The sequence below is a fragment of the Kribbella sp. genome (assembly GCF_035687465.1).
In the GTDB taxonomy this organism is placed as follows: domain Bacteria; phylum Actinomycetota; class Actinomycetes; order Propionibacteriales; family Kribbellaceae; genus Kribbella.
This window is the reverse complement of sequence record NZ_DASRXP010000115.1, coordinates 1-22,143: the sequence shown is the minus strand read 5'-3', so window position 1 is coordinate 22,143 and position 22,143 is coordinate 1. Positions and strand designations below refer to the sequence as shown.

The window sequence follows — 22,143 nt, the reverse complement described above, 5'->3', positions numbered from 1 at the left end:
TCAGCTCTCGGCGAGGTCTTCGGGTGGCAGCGTCGACAGTATTTGTACGGCGCGCAGGAAGGCGCGTCGGTCGGCCGGGGAAAGCTGGGCCAGTAGGCGATCTTCGTTGGCCTGGATGGCGGCGCGGGCTGATCTGCGCGCCTTGCGACCGTTCGGCGTGATCGACAGCAGTCGGGCCCGGCGATCGTCGGGGTCCGGGTCGCGGGCGATCAGCCCTGACTGCTGGAGTTCGTCGAGGGTGCCGATGATGCGAGTCTTGTCGGCTCCGATCGCCTCCGCGAGCGCGGTCTGCGTCCGTACGGGGCTGTCGTCCAGCGTGCTGAGAACGGCGTAGCCCCACATGGAGATCCCGTGCGCGGCCAGCACCGGCAGCTCGGCCGCGATGAGGGAACGCACCAGGGGTGCCAGCATCGCGGCGAGGTCGCGGCGTTCGCCGCCCTGATTCGTCATGCACTGAAGATACTCATTGACAGATGGTAAGCGTGAGTAGATCATATGCATATGCCTACTAATTCCGAACCGCAGACCATCCCACCGGAACTGCGCCGGCTCGACGCGCTGGCCGCCGAGGCCGACCTGATCGAGCTCAACGCGCAAGCGGTCCGCACCAGCGTTCGTCTGGTGGAACAGGCGGTCGCCGAGGATCTGGCCAGACCGACGCCGTGTGCCGGCTGGACGCTGTACGGCCTGCTCGCCCACATGGCCACCCAGCATTACGGCTTCGCAGCGGCGTCCAGAGGTGAGAGCGACCTGGCGTTGTGGAAACTGCGGGCCCTCGGCAACGATCCTGTCGACGCCTACCGTGCATCCGCCGAGCAGGTGCTCGCAGCCTTCGCCGCCGAGGACGTCCTGGACCGGGCGTTCCCGTTGCCGGAATTCGCCCTGGACCTCCAGGTCTCAGCGGCGCAGGCGATCAGCTTCCACTTCATCGATTACGTGGTGCATTCCTGGGACGTCGCGAAGACCCTGAACCTGGACCTGCAGTTCGAACCGGAGTTGCTCGACACAGCACTCATCGTGGCCAAAGCGGCCCCTGGCGGCGACGCCCGCCTCGCCCCAGGATCCGCCTTCGCGCCAGAGGTCCCCTGGTCCGGCGACAACCGCCTCGACGAAGTCATCGCCCTCCTCGGCCGCGACCCCAACTGGTCCCGCTGATCCGGTCGGGGCGGCGGGTTGACCTCAAGTGTGCTTGAGGGATGAGGCTGGGGGTCCACTGAGGAAGGGGTTCCAGCATGAAGGTTGCCTATGTCACCGTGCCCGGCGGGCCGGAGGTGTTGCAAGTTCGCGAGGTGCCGACGCCGGCTCCTGAGCAAGGGCAGGTTCGGGTTCGGGTGCGGGCCGCGGGGGTACAGCCCTTCGATCTCGCGGTGCGGGAGGGGTGGCGTCCGCCGTACGCGAGCGGCGACTTGCCACCGGTGCCGGGGAACGAGTTCGCCGGCGTGATCGATGAGGTCGGGGATGGGGTCACGGGCTGGACGAGTGGCATGGAGGTGCTCGGATTCCGTCTGCTGGGCAGCTATGCGGAGTACGTCGTCGTCGACGCCGACCAGATCGTCAGCAAGCCCGCATCGATGTCGTGGGAGGTCGCGGGTGGGTTCACCGCGGGGGCGCAGACGGCGGAGTTGGCGTGGGAGGAGGTCAAGCCGCGCACCGGCGATGTCGTGCTGATCCACGGGGCGGCGGGCAATGTCGGAGGGTTCGCCGGGCAGTTGGCCCGACTGCGTGGTGCGCGGGTGATCGGCACTGCGAGGCCCGAGCATCACGATTACCTGCGCGAGCTTGGGATGGAGCCGGTCGACTATCAGACGGACTTGCTCGGCACTGTGCGATCACTCGCGCCCGACGGAGTGGACGTAGTACTGGACTGTGCTGGTCGGGAAGCCCTTGAGGTCACGCTGGAGGTGGCCAAGGATCTGTCCCGGACGCGGACTGTCTACGCGCACGAGGAGGGCCCGAAGGTCGGCATCGCCACGCTGTCGGGGATGCGCTCGGCGGATCGGCTGGCGCGACTGGTCGCCCTGTACGCCGATGGTGAACTGTCGTCGCTGATCCGCTCGGTCTATCCGTTGGACCGGGCCGCGGACGCGCATCGCGAACTCGCCACCGGCCACGGGCGGGGCAAGATCGTGATCGCCATCGACTGACAGTTGGTCTGCTTCACGGGCTTGCTAATAGTTAACCGCAGGTGTAACTATTAGCGCATGGTGGACGATGAGGTGGATCGCTTCTTCGAGGTGCTGGCCGATCCGACCCGGCGGCAGGTGGTGCGACTGCTGGGGGAGGGGCCGCAGCGAGCTGGTCAGCTGGCAGCCGCGACCGGTTCGTCGTCGCCGGCGATGAGCCGGCACTTGCGGATCTTGTTGTCCGCCAACCTGATCACCGATGAGCGAGTGCCGGACGACGCCAGGCTGCGGGTCTTCCGGTTGCGCCAGGAACCGGTCGTCGCCGTACAGGCCTGGCTCGATCAGGTGCAGGCGCACTGGCGGGACCAGTTGGCGGCCTTCAAGCAGCACGTCGAATCGAAGGAGACATCGTGACCAAGCAGTCCGCTTCCGCGTCCGTCGAGGTCTCCGCCGAGCCGGCGACCGCGTTCCGGATCTTCACCGACGAGATCGATCTGTGGTGGGTCCGGGGACCGATCAACTTCTTCGACGCCTCCCGGGCGGTGGCGATGCAGATCGAGCCCGGGGTCGGCGGCAGGATCCTGGAGATCTACCGGCGCGGCAGCGACACGGTCGACGAGGATGTGCTCGAGCTGGGCCGGATCACTGCCTGGGAGCCCGGATCACTGCTGGCGTACCGCAGTTCGGTGGACGACACCGAGACGGAGATCCGCTTCGAGCCCTTCGACGGCGGGACGCGAGTCAGCGTCGAGCAAGCCCTCGTCCGAGGTGGCGAGAAGGCGTTCTACTTCTGGCCGAACGTGATCCCGTGGTTCGCATCCTGGGGTGCCCGCCGAGACCTTCCGCCGACGCCGCGCGAGCTCGACCGGCTGAGTATCGCCTTGTACTACGAGGATCCTGCGGCCGCGATTCGCTGGCTGCACAAGGTGTTCGGCGTGGACTCCTGGGACTCGATCGCGCCGGACGACGAACACCCGCCGTGGATCGAGCTCCACATCGGCAACTCGGCGATCCTCCTGTTCCAGTTGAAGGAACGAGGCTCCGGCTCCCGGCCGGTCGATCACGCGGTCTGGGTCTACGTCAACGACCTCGACGCGCACTTCGCCCGGAGCTCGGCCAACGGAGCGAAGATCGTCACCGAGATCCACCAGCACGGCTACCGCGCCTATGAGGCCGAAGACCTGGAAGGCCACCGCTGGACCTTCGCCCAGGCCAGACCCACGATGGAGTGACGAAGATCCAGCAGATTTCAGGCCGCCGACCAGACGGCTCGGCGGTCGCTTCCGGCACACTGGCGGCGACCGGAAGCGACCACTGAGCAGTCGGGGTGCTGGTCAGAGGGTGGGGCGAGCCTGGTGGAACGTCGTCACCGACTGGAAGGCGTCAGCGACCTTCAACGCCAGGGCGTCGTCGCCGGGCTTTGCCGCGCACTGCATCGACAACGGCATCCGCTCCTTGCTGGACAACCCGGTCGGGATGGCCACGGCAGGAGCGCCGCTGAGGTTCCAGATGTTGGTTTTGCTCCCGGTGGACGGTCGTGACGACGGCACTCCGCCGCCCGCGATCAGCCCGGCGATGTTGTCATTCGGGTGGATGATCACGTCGATCGTGTCGAACATGGACAGGAACTCGTCGCGCCACAAGCGGCGTACGCGCTGCGCCTGGATGTAGGCATGGCCTGGCACCAGCACGCCGGCGGACACCTTGTTGCGATAGTCCTCGGACATCTTCTCCGGCCGGGTGAGCAGGTTCTGGAACTGGTACGCGGCGACTTCGGAGCTGCGCACCGTGTCATAGAACGAGCTGACACTGGTCGTCCGTGGCAGCAGCACCTTTGTCCGGATCGTCCGGATGGTCGCGCCCAGGGAGCGGATCACCTTGACGGCGTCGTCGAAGGCGGCCAGCTCGTCGTCGTTCGGCACGCCGAGGAGGTAGTCCCCGGGCGCCGGAATGCCGACCACCACACCGCGCAACGGCTTGCCGCCGCTGTTGTCGCCCATATCGCGGGCGAGCCGATAGCTCTTCACCTTCAGCGAGAGCGGATCCAGTGGATCCTCGCCACCGACGGCGTCGATCACCAGCGCCGCATCCCGGGCGCTGTGCACCAGGCAGCCGACATGGTCCATCGACCAGGCCAGCGGGAAGATGCCGTGCAGACTGACCGTTCCGTAGGTCGGCTTGAATCCGGTCACGCCGACGTTCGCGGCCGGTCCCCGGATCGAGCCACCCGTACACGTGCCCATGCCGATCATGAACTCCGATGCCGCGATACCTGCCGCCGAGCCCGAGCTGGACCCACCAGGAGTCCGCAGCAGATCCCAGGGGTTCTTGGCGTTGCTGACGGTCGAGGTGGCGAGCTCGCTGGTACCCATCTTGCCCATGATGATCACGCCGGCGGCCTTCAGCTTGGCCACCGACGTGGCGTCGAACTCCGGCACGAAGCCCTCGTAGAGCTTGGAGTTGCCTTCGGTGACCTTGCCTTTGGTGAAGTAGATGTCCTTGATTCCCACGGTGATGCCGTGCAGTGGCCCGCGGTAGTGGCCCCGTTTGATCTCGTTCTCGGCGGCCCGGGCGGCGGCGAGGATCTCCTCCGCCGGGTAGGGGTTGACGAAGGCCTCCACTCCTCCCTCGACCTTGGCGATTCTGGCCAGAGTCGCCTTGGCGAGGTCGACGGGGGACAGTTTGCGCGCTCTGATCAGCTGTGCGGCCTGCCACACCTCCAGGTCATACAGGTCGACGTCGGGGATCGTGCCTTTGAAGGGTCGCGTCGGGCTGGCGGAGGCAGTGCCGGGAGCCGCCGCGAGCAGTCCGGTCGCGGTGGCCGCCGTCGCTGCCGCGCTGGTGACGAAGCCTCGGCGGCTCAGGCCCGCCGAGGGGGTTTCGGAGTCGGTCACTGTTTTGACCTCGTGATTGCTCACGGCAACCAGTCCGGGACGAGCTGGGTGATCGGGGCCGGTGAGGTGGCTTGCGGAATCGCGTCCAGTACGGCTTTGCACTCGGCCATGCCGTTCAGCACGGCGGCCAGGATCGCGGTGGGTAGCTGGGCATCGCTCAGCCCGAACGCCGGTCCGACCTGGCGGGCGTAGGCGAGGGCTGTCGCGTCGTCGTAGGGGGGTGGCATTGATCTCCTTCGTTTTGCTTTGGCCGGCCGGCGGTACGGTCCCGGCTGGCGGCTCAACGATGGGTGGAACGCTGACGTATCAGCAATATCCGTCGCGCAAGATTTCCCGGCTCGTCACAAGACAACGTTGTCAGTCGCGTCGGCGCCACGCACTTGTAACAACCGAGGCGGTTACGAGGTGGCTGCGGGGGTGGTGAGCCCGACCAGGTCTGTGCTCACTTCCCATAGTCGGGCGGCGACTGACTCGTCGTAGCTGCGTTTGGAGGACGTCGTTGCTTTGCTCTTGGCGAAGTAGAGACCGCTGACGTGACCAAGGTCGGTTGCTGAGGCCAGGTGGATCGACGTCGCGGCGCCCTTGGCCGGGGACTTCATGAACGGTCGCAGGACAGGAACGAACAGTCGCTGGGCACGACCGGGGTCGTCGGCTCCGAACGCCGTGCTCACCAAGCCGGGATGTACTGCGTTCGCGGTGACCGAGGTGCCCTGCAGTCTTCTGGCCAGTTCATAGGTGAACAGGACGTTGGCGAGCTTGGACTGGTTGTAGGCACGGGCGCCGGAGTACGAGCGTTCGCCTTGGAGGTCGTCGAAGTCGATGAATCCCATCGAGTGCGCGTTGGACGAGACTGTGACCACGCGAGCCGTGTCGCTTTGCTTCAGGCGCTCGAGCAGCAGATTGGTGAGCAGGAACGGCGCGAGATGGTTCAGGGCGAAGGTGTGCTCGAGGCCGTCGGCCGTGACGTGCCGGGTGTTCCAGTAGCCGCCGACGTTGTTGACCAGTACGTCGAGCCGAGGATGCCGCTGGAGCACTTCGTCGGCCAGCCGCCGGACCTCGGACTGCGAGGAGAGGTCCGCGATGAACACCTCGACTCCGCCTCCGACCGCCCGGATCTCGCGAGCTGCGTCCTCGGTGCGTCCACGGTCTCGTCCTGTGATCAGTACACGTGCACCCATCGTCGCGAGACCCAGTGCGGTCGCCTTGCCGATACCTCCGGTGCTACCAGTGATCAAGATCGTTCTGTCGGCCAGCTCCGCGTGCCGCCCGTCAGCGAGCACCGCTGTCCATCCTCCTGAGCAGGAGGACGCCGATCGCGACCAGCCAGATCGCCCACAGGTAGCTTCCGAGCAGACCGCCCAGCTCCCAGACAGGGAATCCGGAGATCGCGGTGGACATGATGTCGCCCTGATTGACGAAGTACAGGGCGCTGGCGACGAGGCCCAGCCAACCGGTCCAGGCGGGCATCATCCGGGACCGCAGGATGAGGACGCTGACCGTGACCGACCAGGCGATGGCGAGGAGTTGGCCGAGGTGTTCGCCCAGCAGCGCCCCGCCGTACTGGTGCTGAGCCATCCAGGCGGCAGCGACCGCCGCGCGAGTGGTTTCATCACCATTGACATAGGAATCGGCCAACGCCGGTACGACGAAAACCCAGCGCAGGAACCCGATCAGGGACAACAAGACAGACGCAGCCCCCAGATAAGTGGCCACCCGCAGAGCCGCGTCCCCACGACGACCCAACGCGGTCGGCAGCAACAAGATCGGCACCGCCAGTACTGCGTATGTCCAGGCGACCGCGAACCAGGTCCACACCAGACTCGTCCCGCCGTCCGCGAACTCGGGCAGCACCACGTCCGCCGGTTGCCGCAGAATGTCGGGCCAGTCGAACGTCATTGACAACACTGTCGCCGCGATCATGAACGTCACAGTGGAGGCGATGAACAGCGCTCCGGCCACTACCGCGGTTCGATGTCGCGACCCGGCCGGCGAAATCACCCCCGCTGCGGATCGCTCTGACGCGTCGCTGCCGTGCTGCTGACTACTGATTGTGCCCATGCGAACCGCCCCCAGCACGGACACCAACCTGTGGCAGCCCTGAAGGGCCGCTGAGCGCAGGATCTGACCGCGCTGGACTCAGCATGTTCCCTTCCAGCGGACCTGTCCATGCTCAGCGCGAGGCCGACACCGATCGAGCGGTGCCGGCCTCGCGCAGGACCAGTCCGGTCCGATGATCGACGGTCAGGACAGGGTGATCAGGCGGGAGCCGTGGGCGGGAATGCTCTTGGCGGTCCAGGACTTGTTGAACTTGCCGAGGTCCTTGCGGCTCACCAGGTCGCGGACCTTCTCGTTCCCTCTGATCCCCAGCTGGTCCCATGACACCTTGAGGTCGGCGGGCGCGTCGCCGAGGTTGTAGACGGCCACCGCGAGCCGGCCTCCGGGCAGCCGCTTCTTCCAGACCTGCAGCGTTCCGCCGGTGACCTGGGTCGGGATCACGCCGGCCTGGTCGACCGCGATCACCTCGGGGTTCGTGAGGATCGACTTTGCCTTCTGATCGAGGTTGGCCAGGTCTCCGCCGACGTACAGCGGTGACGACGCCATCGACCAGAAGGTCATCACGCTCTGCCGTTCGGTGTCGTTGATGCCGTCCTGGATGCCGACGCCGGTGTTGTTGACGATCGGCATCGAGTCGAGGTCAGGCCAGTAGTTCGGCTTGACCACGTCGAGCCACTTCGGCAGGTCCTCCCACCGGTTGTCGACCGAGGACGTCCAGGTCGCCACGGTGTTGCAGTAGCACTCGACGTCGGTGTCGACGCGGACGCTGTTCGCCCAGGGTGCCAGGCCCTCGCCCGCATCCCGCGGAATCGGCCAGGCGCTCGCCGTCAGCCACATCTTGCGGCCGCTCTGGTCGATCGCCTTCGACCAGGCCTTGACGTCCGGGATGTTCTCAGTAAGGACGCCGTCGACCTTGAGGAAGTCGATGCCCCAGGAGGCGAACTTGTCCGCGATCGAGTCGAAGTAGGCCTGCGCGCAGGGCTTGGTGAAGTCGATCTTCCAGTCGCCGCCCCACATGTTGGTCTTGACCAGCGGGTAGACGGTGATGTCCTGCGTCGTGCAGTTGGTGCCGACGATCGGGGCGTTCTTGTCGTAGATCGCGGTCTGCAGGCCGGCGCCGCCGTACAGGCCGATCTTGAGGCCCTTGCTGTGGACGTAGCGGGCCAGGCTGGCGATGCCGTTCGGGAAGCGCTCCGGATCGGCCTCGGGGATACCGTTCGCGTCGGTGCGGAACTCCCAGTTCCAGTTGGCGTTCCAGCCCGCATCGAGGTTGATGTTGGTGTAGCCGGACTTCTTCAGGTTCGAGGCCATCGCGTCGGCGGTGGTCTTGATGTGCTCCTCGGTGAGCCACTTCGTGCCGTAGTCGGGGTGAGAGGAGGACTGGACGCTCCAACTGCTCCAACCCATGAACGGTTTGACGCTGAAGTCGCTCTTGGCGTCCGCGGGTGCAGTGGTGGACACCAGGGTCGCGGTGAGGACGAGGGGCAGGGCGGCCGCCATCGTGATTGCGCGGCGGAGAACACTGGCGGTGGACATGCCCGGTACCGTACGGGCAATTAATTAACGTCGTCAATAATCTAGACCGTCCTGGTTCTGCCCAGTTTTGCAGGGCTCATTTCGCTGTCCAGGGGAGCGCTCGGTCTGCCAGCGCCAGCATCGTCGCGACGATGCCGATGCCCGCGAACACGTACGCGATGATGTGAAGCCCTCCGTCGGTTGCGGACTCGCCGAAGGTGAGGGCGATGACGCTCGACGAGAAGATCGCACCGATGTACCCCGAGGTCCGCAGCAGGCCGGAGGCGACGGCGATCTCGTCGGGAGGAGTCTGCTCGTACAGCGCTGCTTGGTTTCCGACCGCTCCGAGGCCGGTCGCGATGCCGAAGAGCAGGCTCACCCCGATCAGGACGATGATGTGGGCCTGGGAGGTGACAAAGACCAGGACGATGCCTCCGGCAACGATCGCTGCCCCGGTCGAGATCAGTGAGCCGCGGAGCCAGTTGCGTCTCGCGATGACGGCGGAGACGATCGCGCCGATGACGCTCATCGGGAGCAGGACGAGGCCGACCACGGTGGGAGTGAGGCCGCGCCCTTCCTCGAGCCACTGGCTCAGCCCGTACAGCACGACGTAGGTGGCAGCCAGGGTGAGGAAGTTGCGAACGTAGGTGCGCTGGAGCGGCCGGTTCCTGCCGATCATCGGGAGGTCGATGAACGGGATGCTCGCTCGTCGCTCCCAGAGGATCACCGCGACGGCGAAGGCGACGGTGACTCCGACCAGCCACCAAGTCGGATTCTCGAGGTCGGAGAGAAATACCAGGAGCGAGGCGATGGTCCCGGCGAAGAGTGCGATCCCGAGCGGATCGAGGGCACGGACCAGGGACTCGCGTCGGAGCCCGGTCTCGGGTTGGTCGGCCGGGATCCAGAGCAGGGTTCCGATGATCCCGATCACGGCCAAGGGAATGTTGATGAAGAAGACTGCCCTCCAGCCGGCGAGGCCGACGAGCAGGCCGCCGATCGGCAGCCCGAGGGCGGCCGTGAGTTGGCCGGCGATGGAGAGCCCACCCAGCACGCTGCCGGGGATGCCGGTGCCGGTGTCATCGGCCCGCTTGCGGATCAGTGCCATCGCGGTCGGATAGCCGGCGGAGGTACCGATGCCGAGGATCACGCGGGAGGCGAGGAGCCAGCCCATCGTGGGAGCAAGCCAGCCCACGAGACCGCCGACGGCGACCAGCGCTAGGCCCAGGACGAAGATGCGGCGGGCGCCGAAGCGGGTGGACAGTTTCCCCATCGTGGGTTGCGCGACGGCGCTGGCAAGGTAGAGGCCGGCCACCAGGGAGGCTGCCGAGGCCAAGGTGGCGTGCAGGTCCTGAGCGATACCCACCAGGGCGGTGGCGATGATGGAACTGTTGATGGGATTCATGGCCGAACCCCAGTACAGCGGTGCCACGAACCGCCGGCTGAACGGCTTCTTCACGATGACGGCGGCGGGCGCCGTCATCGTCCGAGCAGCGATGGAAGAGCGGACGTATCGATGAGGTCGGCTTGGGCCGGGAAGACCTGTTCCATCAGGACCCGGTGGACCTCTGGCCGCGGGTCGGCGCAGCAATCGGTCAGGATGATCATCCGGTAGTCGCGATCAGCCGCGTCGCCGAGGGTGGAGAGTACGACGCCGCTGGTCGAGATTCCCGCGAGGATCAGGCTGTCGATCCTGTGGGCGTTGAGCAGGTTGGCGAGATTCGTCGTACTGAAGGCGCCGCGCCGTGTCTTGGTGACGACGATGTCGCCCGGCTGCGGTGCGATGTCGGGGTGGATGTCGGCCTCGGGAGTGCCTGCATCGAGGAAGCCACCTGAAGCCCTCCGGGCGAAACCCTTGTTGGTCGGGGGGATCGCCGCATAGTCCTGCGCGGCGAAGGCCACCCGGACATAGACGATCTGTACGGCGGCTGCCCGTGCCTGGGCGATAGCAGTGCTTGTTCGGTCGAGGAGTTCGGCGGCGTTGTCGACGAGACTCAGAACGGGCGGTTGGTAGTCCATCACCAGCAGCGCGGTACGAGTCGGGTCAACGGGTTCAGGGCTGTTCATGTGGGTCATCGGGTTTCTGTCTCGAATTCGAAGTTGGCGCCGGCCAGGCGTTCCAGGAGTTCGATCGCGGTGTCGAGATCCGGACGTTCGCCGGGCTCGACGACCGCCTCGATCGCCTGAGCGAGCCAGGCCTTGCGTGAGGCGGACATGGCGTCGTACAACTCGCGGCCTTTGGCTGTGACGCTGATCAGAACGCGGCGGCCGTCGTTGGCGTCCCGTTCGCCGCGGACCAAGCCGCCTGCTTTCAGGATCGTCACGCTTTGCGCGATCGCCTGCTGGCTCACATGCTCGGTGGCCGCCAAACTCGCCGCCGTCGTCGGCCCCTCGGTGATGATCCGCTTCACGATCGCAAGCTGCGACAGAGTGAAGCCGGAAGTGGTGACACCGGACTCCTCGCGGAGCCGCGAGCGCAATCGGGTCAAGGCCGTCGAGAGCTCAACCGCAACCTCCGCGGCGTCTCTCGTACCTTCCGCCTTCGTCATGTCTCCCACAATACACAAGAAACTTGTGCAACAAGTAGCTTGTGTAACTTTGCCGGGTCGTCAGCGGCTGTCAGGTGGTAGTGAGCGCCGGGTCGCTCGGGTGGGGCGAGAGTGGGGTGACCTCGTCGGTGCGCCAGACCCGCAGCGGCATCGAGGCGAGAACTTCCTCGAGTTGTCCGTCGTCGGCGGCGGCGAACAGGCCGAGCGTGCGCCATACCCCTGGCTGCAGCGGTGGGCGCCAAAGACGCAGCAGGTGACCCTGCGCCGCCAGTTCCTTCGAGTGTGCGGCTTCGCGGGCGCGGATGTCCTGGACGGCAGCGTCTGATGTTCCGTCCGGAACGTGGGTCGTCATGGTGACGAGATACTCCATGCTGAGCGCCTCCTAGGTCGGCAGCGCCCACAGTGAAGAAGAGCTAGGCCTGCCGCTTGAGGAAACTGACTACAGCGCGGACAAATTCCTCTGATCGTTCCCAGGCGAGCGCATGACTTTGACAGGGTTGTGCTGGGACTGAAGATCACACGGCGGATCGTCACAGCACTTGGGAGACAGCACTGCTCATCTCTAGGACTGCAAGAACTCCAGCAGATCGCCGTTGATCACGGCGGCCTGGGTTGTCGGCATGCCGTGCGGAAAGTCCTTGTAGGTCTTGAGCGTCCCGTTCTGTAACAGCTCCGCCGACCGTGGACCCGATGCGACGTACGGCACGATCTGGTCATCCTCGCTGTGCATCACCAGCACCGGCACAGTGATCTTCTTCAGGTCTTCGGTGAAGTCGGTCTGCGAGAAGGCGACGATGCCGTCATAGTGGGCTTTCGCCCCGCCCATCATGCCCTGGCGCCACCAGTTCGCGATGATCGCTTCGGACGGAACCACTCCCGGCCGATTGAACCCGTAGAACGGTCCCGATGGCAGCTCGCGATAGAACTCCGAGCGGTTTGCCGCCAGCTGTGCCTGCAGACCGTCGAAGACCTCTTTGGGCAGGCCGTCCGGGTTGGAGTCGGTTTTCACCATCAGCGGTGGTACCGCGCAGAGCAGTGCGGCCTTGGCGGCGCGGCCTTCGCCATGCCGGGCCAGGTAGCGCGCGACCTCGCCGCCGCCGGTCGAATGGCCGACGTGGATGGCATCGTGCAGATCGAGATGTTCGACGACGGCGGCCAGGTCATCGGCGTAGTGGTCCATGTCGTGACCGCCGGAGGTCTGGGTGGATCGCCCGTGACCGCGGCGGTCATGGGCGATGACGCGATACCCGTGCTGCAGGAAGAACAACATCTGGGTGTCCCAGTCGTCAGCTGACAGAGGCCACCCATGGCTGAACACGATCGGCTGACCGCTGCCCCAGTCCTTGAAGAAGATCTCGATGCCTTCGCTTGTTGTGATCGTTCCCACTGTGGTGCCTTTCTCGAAGCATGTCGTCCATCGCCGGCGACACCTGTGACTTCAATCCTCGGTCGGCCGAACCCTCCGCGGCATCGGAGTTGACGCTGACTGGTTGCGGAAATCACGAAGGAACCTGCTGCAGCCGACCAGGCCGCCCCGACGCGTGGGCACCGGTGCGGTGACTACATCCTTTGTGGCTCGTCGATCGTCGATCGTCAAGAGCCCGTGATCCGCCATCGGTCAGATGGGCCAGTTGGCTGGGCTCACTCACCTCTGGCCGTGGTGACGGGTGTCAGCTCTAGGCGTCTGCAGCAGCTACGCCTCGGGTGTCTTGGTGCGACGGAATCTCGAGCGGAACTTCGAGTCGTACTCCAGCTGCACGTATCCCGAGGAGTGCACTCCCACCGCGACGAACCCCACGGCCAGGAACACGATCCCCGCCACGATGGACATGTGCCAGAAGGCCGCCGTGATGCCGACGAACGCCGAACCTTGCGCGACCGCCTTGGCCACCCCGACCGAACGTGACTTGCTCGCCCGACGACGAAACGTCTCCTGCCGGTTCAACACCAGCAGCGCGGCGAGCAACGGTATCGAGACGGCGAACGCGATCACGCACACCTTCGCCGACAGGTCGAGCGAGGCCTCGGTCAAGAACGGCTGAACCAGCACCAGGCCGGCCGCCGCCAGCCCGCCGTAGATCAGGTTGGACTGACGGATCCACTCCTCCTGGGCCGCCGGGTCGGAGGTAGCGCCGTCGATTTCCTGCCGGATGGCTTCGGCTTCCACACGATGCGCCTGCTCAGCCAGGAAGTCCTCGTCCTCGTTCATGTGCTCATCCTCCCGAACCCCCGCCGCCCACCGCGATCCGGCCCCACGCGGGGGAGGGCTACTTGACCGTGGCCCAGAACGCTTCGAGAGCGGATGCGGCTTGCCCAGCGTCGTCCCACATCCACCAGTGGGTGAGCCCGTCAAGGACCTCAACGCGCGCACCGAGCCGACCAGCTACCTGCCGGGAAACCCTCTCGTCATCGACCTGGTCGCCGGTCGACACCAGAATCATTCCAGGGGCAGACGTCGGGTACTGCGCCGGTGCTCCCCAGTCAGCGCAGACGTTGGGCACCGCCGAACGATAGAGCCCCAGGATGCACTGACTCATGATCTCGTCGTGGGCGGCGAACATCTCGGCCGCGACCGTCGCCGGCACTCCTTGACTGACCTGCAGAGCCCCCGCCTCCTCAGGGCTGGACTGCCGCATCCGCAGGAGCATCTCCTCGCCCTCGCCAGGAGTGATCAGTGTCTCGGCCCACGGGTAGTTCCACGCGAAGTCCGGATCGAAGGTGCTACCCACGTCACAGGTCCAGCTCCTCAGCCGCACCTCGCCGAGGGTGGCTATCCGCAGGGTGAGCAACGCGCCCCAATCGTGCCCGATCAGGTCAACGGGACCTTCGATCTGCTTCAGCTCGTCCGTCAGCCACGAGGCGTACTGATCTTTGGTGGGACTGAAGCCCGCAGGCAGGCTGGTACCGAAGCCGGGCAACGTGAGCGCCACGGAATCGCCACCGAGATTCTCGCGTAAGCCATCCCAGACAGCGGCGGTTTCCGGAACACCGTGGACGAACACGCGCATGATCTTTTCCTCTTCCTGGGACAAACCTGCAGAGTCCACGCTAGCCGGGCGAGCCAGCTCAAGATCACGTTCCCAGGCGGTCGGTCTCAGGGACAGGTCCTCTCGTAAGGGCGATCACCGAAGGCCTGGGTCCACTCCTCGGAGGTGAGATTGCGGCCGGCCATCGCGCAGGCGAAGGCGATGCTCCGGTCGACGCTGGTGTCCCAGCGATAGGTCGTGCCGTCGTACGCCGCGATCGTGACGATGTCATTGCCATCGGTAAAACTCGGAACAGCGGCGACCGGTCGGTCTTTGGGAGCGATCGAGACAGTGCCGAGCAGATCGAGGGTGCGCGCGTCCCACAAGCTGACTGTGCCGTCCAGGGCTCCCGAGACCAGCCGTGAGCTGTCCGGTGAGAAGCGGACGACGATGCCCTCGTCGTTGTGACTGATGGTCGCTGCACGCCTGACCTGGCCCGACTGCACGTCGATCGTGAGGACCTGGCCACCGGCTCCGATGCCGGCGACGAGCCGCCCGTCGGACGAGTAGGTGGCGTGGTTGAGGTCCACGGGCAGGTCGCCCTCCGAGCGGAGCATGCCTTGCTCCGTGCTGACGATCCGCCAGTGCTCGCCGGCGCCGTCCGGGAAGTCCTCGAAAAGCATCGCGGTACTCCCGTCGGGAGCTCGCGCGGTACAGCAGTCTGCCGGCCACCAGGCGTATTGCCCCTCGGGCCAGAGCTTCTCGTCGAAGAAGATGATGCCCGTGGCGCTGCCGGTGACGAGGCGCTCGCCGTGACCGACGTAGCTGAGCGAGAGGACGTCCTGGAACCCCCTCGACTCGAGCACCTTGCCGGTCCGGGAGTCGAGGGTCGTGATCGTGTCGGCGTCGTGGACGGCCAGGCGCCGGCCGTCCGGGTGCCAGGCGGCCGGTGATCGTGATCCTTCCTCCAGGTCGAGGTCGAGCTGTGTGGGGGTGGTGGCGGCACCGGTTGCCGCGTCGGCGAAGGACACCCAGGCCCCCTTCGCGTCCCGCCACAGGTAGGCGGTCGTCATGCCGTCATCGGACCTGACGACGTGTTGGTACCAGCGTGCTGGAACGGTGCGCGTCTGAGGAAGGTAGCGCCGTTGCCCGGCCAGGTCGTAGACCCGCAGGATCCCTTCGTCGCCGGCGGTGTACAGCGTCTGGCCGTCCGGACTGAAGTCGACGGCCCACGACACTTCCGAGGTGTCGATCCGTTCGCGCGCGGTGCCGGTCGCCACGTCCCAGACGATGACCTCACCGTTCTGTTCGGCCGTGGCCAGAAGCTTCCCGTCGGCAGTGAAGGACAGTCCGCGGGTGGTGTCGACCTGACTGCGCAGTACCTTCACCGTCTTGCCTGTGTGCGCGTCGACCAGGGCGATCGTGGCATCGTCGAGTCCGGCGCCGCCAAATTGCTGGATCGCCAGCAGGTCGCCTTGGGTGCTGACCTCGACAGTGGCGTAGCCGGGCACTCCGGGACGTTGCCATTTCCGCTGACCGGTGGCCACATCGAAGGCGATGAACGGCCAGGTGCAGTAGATGGTGCTGCCGTCGGGACTCAGAGCGATCCCTCGGTAGTCACCTGGAAAGGACACCATCCGCGGCTGCCGGCCAGGCGCACGCAGGTCCCAGATCAGGGCATAGGCCGTACTACTGAAGTCATGAACGGACCCGTCCGCCTGCACGCCCGCGGCCAGGTAGCGTCCGTCCGAGCTGAAAGCGAGATCGAGATACTCCAACTTCCCCTCCGCTGGAAGGGGTGCAGGCTGTGGAGTCACCGGTTCCAGGGTGTCGGCATTCAGCAACCGGAGCGGCACTTCGGCATCGCCGAATCCGGCGCCTCCGGCGTTCGCGGCGATCGCGGCGACCAGTCGGCCGTCCGGGCTGAACCGCGGGTCGGTGAAGAACTGCCCGCCGCGGAGATCGCCCTCGAAGGTGTACGAGTCCAGCACCTGCCCGGTCTTGGCGTCGTACAGATGGAAGGTCGCGGCGCCGTCTCCGGACAAGATGCGGCGGCCGTCGGGGGAGACCTCGATATTCTCGGTCCGGCCTAGCGGGGACCCGGCAGAGTGCAGGAGCAGTGGGCGCTTGTTCATCGTGGCGATCAGGTTGGCGCGGGTCTCCGCGGAGTCTTCGAGTCTGACGCCCTGCGCAGCGAGCAGAATCGAGTGGCTGATGCCCTCGGTGAGCAGAGCCCGGGCCCCGACGCGGCGAGCCAGTTCGGTCGTCGCGGCCTGCTCGGTCAGATCGGCCTGGCGTACTGCGACGAATCCCGCGATGAGAGTGCCGGCGAGGAGGGCGGCCGCGGCGGCCAGGGCCGCGCGGAGCCGCCGGTTGATGTGGGTCTGACGGCGGGCCTGGTCCTCGGCTGCCTCCAACTCCGCCCGCGACGCCCGTTTGCTCGCGGCCAGGAAGCCCAGTTCGGTCGGTGTCAGCGTCGAAGTCGAGCGATCCCGCCACTCTGACGCCCTGGCGAGCCGGACGCCGCGATAGAGCTCACTGTCAGGACGGCCGAGACCGTCCCAGGCATCGGCGGTCCGGGCGAGGTGGTGGAGGATCTGCTGGCCCTCCAGGTCGTCGTCCAGCCAGCCGCGCAACCGTGGCCACGCCCGCGCGAGTGATTCGTGGGCGAGTTCGACCACACCTTCGTCACTGGTCACCAGTCGGGCGCCGGCCAACAGGTCGATCATCGAGGCGTCATCGGGACCGGTGACCACGAGTCGCCGGGGCAGCCGGCTGCGGATGGGCTCGCCCTCCGGTCCGGGCGTGACGAGCCGCAACAGCAGGTCACGTAGTACGGGCCGTTGCTCGGGCGGAATGCGTTCGTAGACCTGTTCGGCCGATTGGGCGACCGCGCCGCGAATCCCGCCGGAGGCGTTGTAGCCCGCCACGGTGAGGGTGCGGCCTTCCCGCCGTTGCCAGGTCTCGCTCAGCGCGTGCGACATGAGCGGCAGCGCGCCCGGCTGGTCGGCCACTTCGTTGACCAGAAGATCGACCAGGCCTGGCTCCACCACCAGCGAGGCCAGCCGTGCGGGCTGCTCGATCGCCGCCCTCAGGTCGTCTTCCTTCATCGTGGAGAGCAGATAGAGGCCCCGCTCCACCGTGCGGGCGAAGACGGGATGAGACGAGATGTCGGCCAGGCGGTCGGCGCGGAACGACAGGATCAGTGGTGCCACCGCCTGGTGGGCGCCGAGCGTGCTCAGGAACTGGTCGCGCTCGGCGACGCCGGTGCAAAGCGAGAAGACCTCTTCACACTGGTCGACCACGAGAGCGGGGGCGGGCCCGGTCGTCGGCAGGGTGGCGGTCAACGCCGCCACCGGGTGGGCCCCCGGGGTCATCACCACGACCCGCTGACCATCTCGACGCAGTGAGGCCGCGACCCCCGCGCGGACGAGGGAGGACTTGCCGCACCCGGAGGGCCCGACGACGGCCAGGACTGAGGTGTCGGCCAGCTTGCGCAGGCAGGCGGCGATGTCTGTGTCGCGACCGAAGAACGTGTCGGCGTCGTCCAGGTCGTACACCTTCAGCCCCGGGTACGGGCAGTCCCGGTCGGGGTCCGGCAAGGCGTGCTCGGCCACCAACGAGGGATCCTGACGCAGGATCGCCTGCTCCAGCGAGTCGATGTCCGAGCTGGGGTCCAGGCCGAGCTCACGGTTCAGTACGGCGCGCAGCCGGTGGATCGTCCGCAAAGCCTCGGCTTGCCGGCCGACCTGGTACTGCGCGGTCGCCAGCAGCACCCAGCGCCGTTCGCGGAGCGGGGCCTCGTTCACCAGCGTCTGGGCCTTGGCGATGATCTCCTGGTGCTGCCCGGAGCGCAGCGCGGCATCGACGTACAGTTCCTCCGCCGTATGCAGCAGTTCACCCAGCCGCTCGGCTTCGATCCGAGCGGTGTCCCAGCCCTCCAGCTCCGTCAGCGGCGGGCCGCGCCACAACGTCAACGCATCCGCCAGCACCAGGGCGGACCGCTCGGCCTCGTCGGCCACCAGCAGAGCGCGGGCACGGCCGATGGCGCGCTCGAACCGCTGCGCGTCGATCTCGTCGAGGGGAACAGCCAGCCGGTAGCCGAGTGGCAGGGTCTCGATGGCGCGGACGCCGAGAATCTTGCGGAGCCGCACAACGCAGCCCTGGATCACTTTCGGCCACGACGACGGGCGGTGCTCGCTCCAGACCACCTCGGCCAGCTCTTCGGAACTGACCACGTGCCCTGGACGAACAACCAGTGCTGCGAGTACTACCCGGTCTCGACGGCCGAGAGCTTGCCCCAGATCCCCCTCGATCGTGAGCGGGCCGAGAACGGCGATGCCCACACCCTGACTGTCGACCCACCCACGCTGCCCGTCAACGGCTGCGTTACCGCGGTGATACCGGCACAGACCCCTGCGATACCGCGCTGAGCGAGAACTGCACCAAGGAACATCAGAACGCGAGCACAGGAGTACGAAGATGTCCGGATACGCAACGAAGCTCAGTGCAGGAGTGCTGCTGGCCCTGACAGTGACCGCCGGGCCGGCGATCGCCATCGACATGCCGGACCCAAACGTTCCGACGCCGACCATGTTTGAGCAAGGCCCGCCCAACTACCCGAGCTACGACCCGGAGGACGAAGCCAAGCTCTTCCCGCCGGTCGAGCAGCGGAAGAGCGGGCTGGACAGCCCCTCGGTCGCACTCGGTGCACTGGGCGGCATCGCCCTTGGCGGAGCAGCCCTCGGCATCACGCTCACCATCGAGAGGCGCCGCCACCTGGCGGCGCTGCGTTCGACCTGAGGGTCCGGCCTGCGGCGCGGTGAGTACAGAGCGGTTGCTGTTGGCAACCTGTTTCGCCGGGTTTGGCTCGCCTTGTTACGGTGGGTGATTCCCTCCAAGCCGACAATGACTGAAGGGTTCTCAGATGAGCATCTTCGACAAGCTCAAGGACAAGGCCTCCGAACTGCTCGGGGACACCACCGGCAAGATCACCGAAGCCACCGGCATAGACCTGGGCGGAGTCACCGACAAGGTCAGCGAAACCACCGGAGTCGACCTCGGCGGCGTAACCGACCAGGCAACCGAATACACCGACGGCATCACCGAAAGCGCCCAAGGCTTGGGTGAAACCGCCCAGGGCCACGCCGACACCGCAGGCGATCAGGTCACCGAAGCCACGGGTATCGACCTCCCGACCGAAGGCCTGACAGACCAGGCGACCGACAAACTCGGCGACATCACCGGCCGCTAGCCGCGATCTCCCTCTTCGATCGCTCCCGCCTCAAGCGGGAGCGATCGAATGGTCGTGAGTGCCCCCGGCAGGATTCGAACCGGCGACGCACGGTTTAGGAAACCGACACACCCCCACCGACTCAGGCGTGCACCACGTTCGGCGAGTGCAGGTTACTAACATTGATGTTACTAACTCAACTGTTAGTATGTGGGCAATGGTGTGTAGGGAGGGCGAGGCATGAACAGCTTCGTAGGTAGGAAGCGCGAGCTCGAGGTCCTGGACCGCGAGTTCGCCAAGGTCGCGGCGGGGGCCACCACCGAGCGGCCGGGGCGATGCGTGATGCTGCGGGGGCGCCGCCGGGTGGGCAAGTCGAGACTGGTCGAGCGCTTTGCCGAGCGATCCGGTGCACCTTTTCTCTTCTACGCAGCCACAGGAGCGTCACTGCAGGTCGATCTCGAGCGTCTGGCTCAGGACGCGCAGATGTCGAATCTTCCACTTGCCGGCCTGTTGGCCTCGGCCCGTCCACGGACCTGGGATGCCGCCTTCGACGTCTTGGCCGCGTCTTTGCCGTCCGACCGGCCGAGCGTCGTGGTCATGGATGAGGTGCCATATCTGATGGATGCGGAGGGTGCGTTCGAGGGCACGCTGCAGCGGGCCTGGGACAGGGTGCTGGAGACCAAGCCAGTTCTGCTGATCCTCATCGGCTCCGACGTGTCGATGATGGCGGCGCTGACCAGCTACGGCCGTCCGTTCCATCAGCGTGGACGGGAGATGGTCCTAGGCCCGCTCAACCCGGCGGAGGTGGGCGGGATGCTTGGCCTTGATGCGGCTGAGGCATTCGACGCGACCATGGTCACCGGCGGGCTGCCCCTGATCTGCGCAGAGTGGCCGCACGGCGCCGGGATGTGGGACTTCCTCTCGGCAGCTCTCAACGATCCGGTGTCGGCACTGCTGGTCTCGGCCGAGCGATCGCTGGCCGCCGAGTTCCCCCTCCAGGTGCAGGCGCGCACGGTACTTTCAGCGATCGGCAGCGGCGAGCGGACCTTCACCAACATTGCCCATGCAGCCGGCGGGATCGGGGCGACCCCGCTCCAACGGTCGCTGGCCATCCTCACGGACAAGGGGGTGATCGCGGCTGAACTTCCCTTGTCCACACGCCCGTCGAAGGACAGTCGTTACCGGGTCGCCGATCCGTATCTCCGCTTCTGGCTGAAGCTGCTCGGCCCGGCGATGGAGGAGATCGAGCGTGGCCGGGGCGACCTGACTCTGCGACGCATCCGCGAGAACTGGACCAGCTGGCGTGGCCGAGCCGTCGAACCACTGATACGTGAGGCATTGGCTCGTCTGCTGCCAGATGCGAATCTCCCCGCGGCGCCCGCCATCGGCGCTTACTGGACCCGCACCAACGACGTCGAGATCGACATCGTTGGAGCCGACCGCGCGCCCATCGCCAAGGAGTTGCTCTTTGTCGGATCGGTGAAGTGGCTGGAGAATTCGCCGTTCGACCGCCATGACCTTGCCGCGTTGTACCGCCATCGCGCCGCGCTCACACCCGAACCGGTCCCCGTGGTGGCGATCTCGCGCAGCGGAATCGACTGCAAGGGGCTCGATGCTGAGTACGGCCCGGCAGAACTCATCGCTGCGTGGTCCTGACGCGTCCGAACGAGTGACGCCGGCCGCCGCGCTCTCGTTGCTGCATCCAACTGACCGCACGTTTGAGAGAGCACAGATAACACCACGCACAGACTTGGCCAAAGCAACGGCGACCCGTCCTGGATGAGCGCGGACGACTGCTTTCACGACTCCTGTCGCCCAAGCTTCCTAGGCGGCAATGCTAGGAGGTCGTGACCTTCGGCTTTTGGATGTGCCCCCGGCAGGATTCGAACCTGCGACGCACGGTTTAGGAAACCGACGCTCTATCCCCTGAGCTACGGGGGCCAGCCCTGGTGCACCTTATCGTAAGGCTCCGCGCGAGGCCTCTTGGCAGTTCTACTGACGGAGTCCGTCCAGGACTACGGCGAGATGTGCCGGCCTGGCTCGGCCTGTGTTGAGGTCGCGGGGTAACGCGGACACGATCGCGAGCACGTCGACGGAGGAGATGTCGTCGCGTACTTGCGCGGCTTCCTGGGCCCGGCGGAACAGTACGTCGAATGCCGCCTTCATCGGCGCGCACAGTTCTGCTACAGGCGATCCGTCCTCGAGCAGTGCGCTGCTGAGGCGGGCACTCATCCCGCGGTACTCGGCGCCGATCTCCTCGTAGGCGCTGATCCACTGCAGCAGCGCCTCCCAGGGATCCGCGGCATCCTCCCGGGCTACGGCCGCCTCGACGAGGGTGTTCACCTGCGCTTGGAGGATCGCCGCGTACAGGTGCTCGCGGGTCGGAAAGTGGCGGTACAACGTCGCCCGGCCGACGCCCGCCCGCCTGGGGATCTCATCGAGCGGGGCGTCTGCTCCCAGCTCCCGGAAGACCTCCGTCGCGGCGGCGAGGAGGGCGTTCACGTTGCGGGTCGCGTCGGCACGCAACACCCGGGTGGATGTCATGGCCCGACTCTACCAGCCAATCGGACACAGTGCCCATTTAGCTCACTTTGGTTGAAAAGCGGGCACAGTGTCCATATCGTCGAAAGTAACCGGGCACACTGTCCGGATAGCTGTTTCCCTGCGAGCGAAAGGCAAGCCATCATGTATGGAGTCGAACGGACGGGCGTTCGGGTCGTCATCAGCAGTCCCAGTGATCCGGACCGGGTCGGCGACTATCACGCCTGGTACGACATTTACGGGACCGTCGTCACCCACCTGGGTCAGCTC

The 22,143-nt window shown here is 66.3% G+C and carries 22 protein-coding genes and 1 tRNA gene; 7 read left to right on the top strand and 16 right to left on the bottom strand.

Features of this window, described 5'->3' with window-relative positions:
• Nucleotides 1-450, bottom strand: coding sequence for a MarR family winged helix-turn-helix transcriptional regulator (locus VFG33_RS05760; RefSeq protein WP_325023160.1), 450 nt, complete (start codon nucleotides 448-450; stop codon nucleotides 1-3).
• Between the two features lie 51 nt (nucleotides 451-501).
• On the opposite strand from VFG33_RS05760, the gene VFG33_RS05755 reads away from it, so the two are divergent.
• The 4 genes from VFG33_RS05755 (at nucleotide 502) to VFG33_RS05740 (ending at nucleotide 3,355) form a co-directional block, all read left to right on the top strand.
• Nucleotides 502-1,155: a TIGR03086 family metal-binding protein gene (locus VFG33_RS05755; protein WP_325023157.1), complete on the top strand. Its 654-nt coding sequence runs from the start codon at nucleotides 502-504 to the stop codon at nucleotides 1,153-1,155.
• A gap of 77 nt (nucleotides 1,156-1,232) precedes the next feature.
• Entirely contained in the window at nucleotides 1,233-2,144 is a 912-nt protein-coding gene (locus VFG33_RS05750) for an NADP-dependent oxidoreductase (RefSeq protein WP_325023155.1), read from the top strand.
• Between the two features lie 57 nt (nucleotides 2,145-2,201).
• Nucleotides 2,202-2,537 carry an ArsR/SmtB family transcription factor gene (locus tag VFG33_RS05745; RefSeq protein ID WP_325023153.1) on the top strand — a complete coding sequence of 112 codons (336 nt, stop codon included), beginning with the start codon at nucleotides 2,202-2,204 and terminating at the stop codon, nucleotides 2,535-2,537.
• Nucleotides 2,534-3,355 carry a VOC family protein gene (locus VFG33_RS05740; RefSeq protein WP_325023151.1) on the top strand — a complete coding sequence of 274 codons (822 nt, stop codon included), beginning with the start codon at nucleotides 2,534-2,536 and terminating at the stop codon, nucleotides 3,353-3,355. Before VFG33_RS05745 ends, VFG33_RS05740 begins: the two co-directional genes overlap by 4 nt.
• Nucleotides 3,356-3,457: 102 nt before the next feature.
• On the opposite strand, the gene VFG33_RS05735 is transcribed toward VFG33_RS05740, so the two are convergent.
• The 13 genes from VFG33_RS05735 to VFG33_RS05675 form a co-directional block, all read right to left on the bottom strand.
• Complete coding sequence (locus VFG33_RS05735; protein ID WP_325023149.1) at nucleotides 3,458-5,017, bottom strand: amidase; 1,560 nt, start codon at nucleotides 5,015-5,017, stop codon at nucleotides 3,458-3,460.
• Nucleotides 5,018-5,037: 20 nt separating this feature from the next.
• Entirely contained in the window at nucleotides 5,038-5,244 is a 207-nt protein-coding gene (locus VFG33_RS05730; protein WP_325023147.1) for a hypothetical protein, read from the bottom strand.
• Between the two features lie 171 nt (nucleotides 5,245-5,415).
• Nucleotides 5,416-6,297: an SDR family oxidoreductase gene (locus tag VFG33_RS05725; RefSeq protein ID WP_325023145.1), complete on the bottom strand. Its 882-nt coding sequence runs from the start codon at nucleotides 6,295-6,297 to the stop codon at nucleotides 5,416-5,418.
• Nucleotides 6,287-7,075, bottom strand: a complete 789-nt coding sequence (locus tag VFG33_RS05720) for a DUF4386 domain-containing protein (RefSeq protein WP_325023143.1) — start codon at nucleotides 7,073-7,075, stop codon at nucleotides 6,287-6,289. The genes VFG33_RS05725 and VFG33_RS05720 overlap by 11 nt, the downstream gene beginning before the upstream one ends.
• A gap of 183 nt (nucleotides 7,076-7,258) precedes the next feature.
• Nucleotides 7,259-8,608, bottom strand: a complete 1,350-nt coding sequence (locus VFG33_RS05715) for a glycoside hydrolase family 27 protein (protein WP_325023141.1) — start codon at nucleotides 8,606-8,608, stop codon at nucleotides 7,259-7,261.
• Nucleotides 8,609-8,684: 76 nt separating this feature from the next.
• On the bottom strand, nucleotides 8,685-10,067 hold the full coding sequence (locus VFG33_RS05710) for an MFS transporter (RefSeq protein WP_325023139.1): 1,383 nt from the start codon (nucleotides 10,065-10,067) through the stop codon (nucleotides 8,685-8,687).
• The gene (locus tag VFG33_RS05705) at nucleotides 10,064-10,651 is read right to left on the bottom strand and encodes a cysteine hydrolase family protein (RefSeq protein ID WP_325023137.1); all 588 of its coding nucleotides are present in this window, start codon (nucleotides 10,649-10,651) and stop codon (nucleotides 10,064-10,066) included. The genes VFG33_RS05710 and VFG33_RS05705 overlap by 4 nt, the downstream gene beginning before the upstream one ends.
• Nucleotides 10,652-10,656: 5 nt before the next feature.
• Nucleotides 10,657-11,133 carry a MarR family winged helix-turn-helix transcriptional regulator gene (locus VFG33_RS05700; RefSeq protein ID WP_325023135.1) on the bottom strand — a complete coding sequence of 159 codons (477 nt, stop codon included), beginning with the start codon at nucleotides 11,131-11,133 and terminating at the stop codon, nucleotides 10,657-10,659.
• Between the two features lie 70 nt (nucleotides 11,134-11,203).
• Nucleotides 11,204-11,503: a muconolactone Delta-isomerase family protein gene (locus VFG33_RS05695; RefSeq protein ID WP_325023133.1), complete on the bottom strand. Its 300-nt coding sequence runs from the start codon at nucleotides 11,501-11,503 to the stop codon at nucleotides 11,204-11,206.
• Between the two features lie 192 nt (nucleotides 11,504-11,695).
• Nucleotides 11,696-12,520 carry an alpha/beta fold hydrolase gene (locus tag VFG33_RS05690; protein WP_325023131.1) on the bottom strand — a complete coding sequence of 275 codons (825 nt, stop codon included), beginning with the start codon at nucleotides 12,518-12,520 and terminating at the stop codon, nucleotides 11,696-11,698.
• A gap of 306 nt (nucleotides 12,521-12,826) precedes the next feature.
• Nucleotides 12,827-13,342: a hypothetical protein gene (locus VFG33_RS05685; RefSeq protein WP_325023129.1), complete on the bottom strand. Its 516-nt coding sequence runs from the start codon at nucleotides 13,340-13,342 to the stop codon at nucleotides 12,827-12,829.
• 58 nt (nucleotides 13,343-13,400) lie between these two features.
• Nucleotides 13,401-14,141: an alpha/beta fold hydrolase gene (locus VFG33_RS05680; protein ID WP_325023127.1), complete on the bottom strand. Its 741-nt coding sequence runs from the start codon at nucleotides 14,139-14,141 to the stop codon at nucleotides 13,401-13,403.
• 86 nt (nucleotides 14,142-14,227) lie between these two features.
• Nucleotides 14,228-18,445: an nSTAND1 domain-containing NTPase gene (locus VFG33_RS05675; protein ID WP_325023125.1), complete on the bottom strand. Its 4,218-nt coding sequence runs from the start codon at nucleotides 18,443-18,445 to the stop codon at nucleotides 14,228-14,230.
• 136 nt (nucleotides 18,446-18,581) lie between these two features.
• Between VFG33_RS05675 and VFG33_RS05670 the strand changes: the two genes are divergently transcribed.
• The 3 genes from VFG33_RS05670 (at nucleotide 18,582) to VFG33_RS05660 (ending at nucleotide 20,988) form a co-directional block, all read left to right on the top strand.
• The gene (locus VFG33_RS05670; RefSeq protein WP_325023124.1) at nucleotides 18,582-18,902 is read left to right on the top strand and encodes a hypothetical protein; all 321 of its coding nucleotides are present in this window, start codon (nucleotides 18,582-18,584) and stop codon (nucleotides 18,900-18,902) included.
• A gap of 124 nt (nucleotides 18,903-19,026) precedes the next feature.
• A complete protein-coding gene (locus VFG33_RS05665) occupies nucleotides 19,027-19,353 on the top strand; it encodes a hypothetical protein (RefSeq protein WP_325023123.1) in 327 nt (108 codons plus the stop codon).
• Nucleotides 19,354-19,695: 342 nt separating this feature from the next.
• The gene (locus tag VFG33_RS05660; RefSeq protein ID WP_325023121.1) at nucleotides 19,696-20,988 is read left to right on the top strand and encodes an ATP-binding protein; all 1,293 of its coding nucleotides are present in this window, start codon (nucleotides 19,696-19,698) and stop codon (nucleotides 20,986-20,988) included.
• 212 nt (nucleotides 20,989-21,200) lie between these two features.
• Here VFG33_RS05660 and VFG33_RS05655 read toward each other — a convergent pair.
• Both VFG33_RS05655 and VFG33_RS05650 read right to left on the bottom strand, forming a co-directional pair.
• Nucleotides 21,201-21,273: transfer RNA gene (locus VFG33_RS05655), tRNA-Arg, on the bottom strand.
• Nucleotides 21,274-21,324: 51 nt separating this feature from the next.
• A complete protein-coding gene (locus VFG33_RS05650; protein WP_325023119.1) occupies nucleotides 21,325-21,876 on the bottom strand; it encodes a TetR/AcrR family transcriptional regulator in 552 nt (183 codons plus the stop codon).
• Nucleotides 21,877-22,143 lie beyond the last annotated feature (267 nt).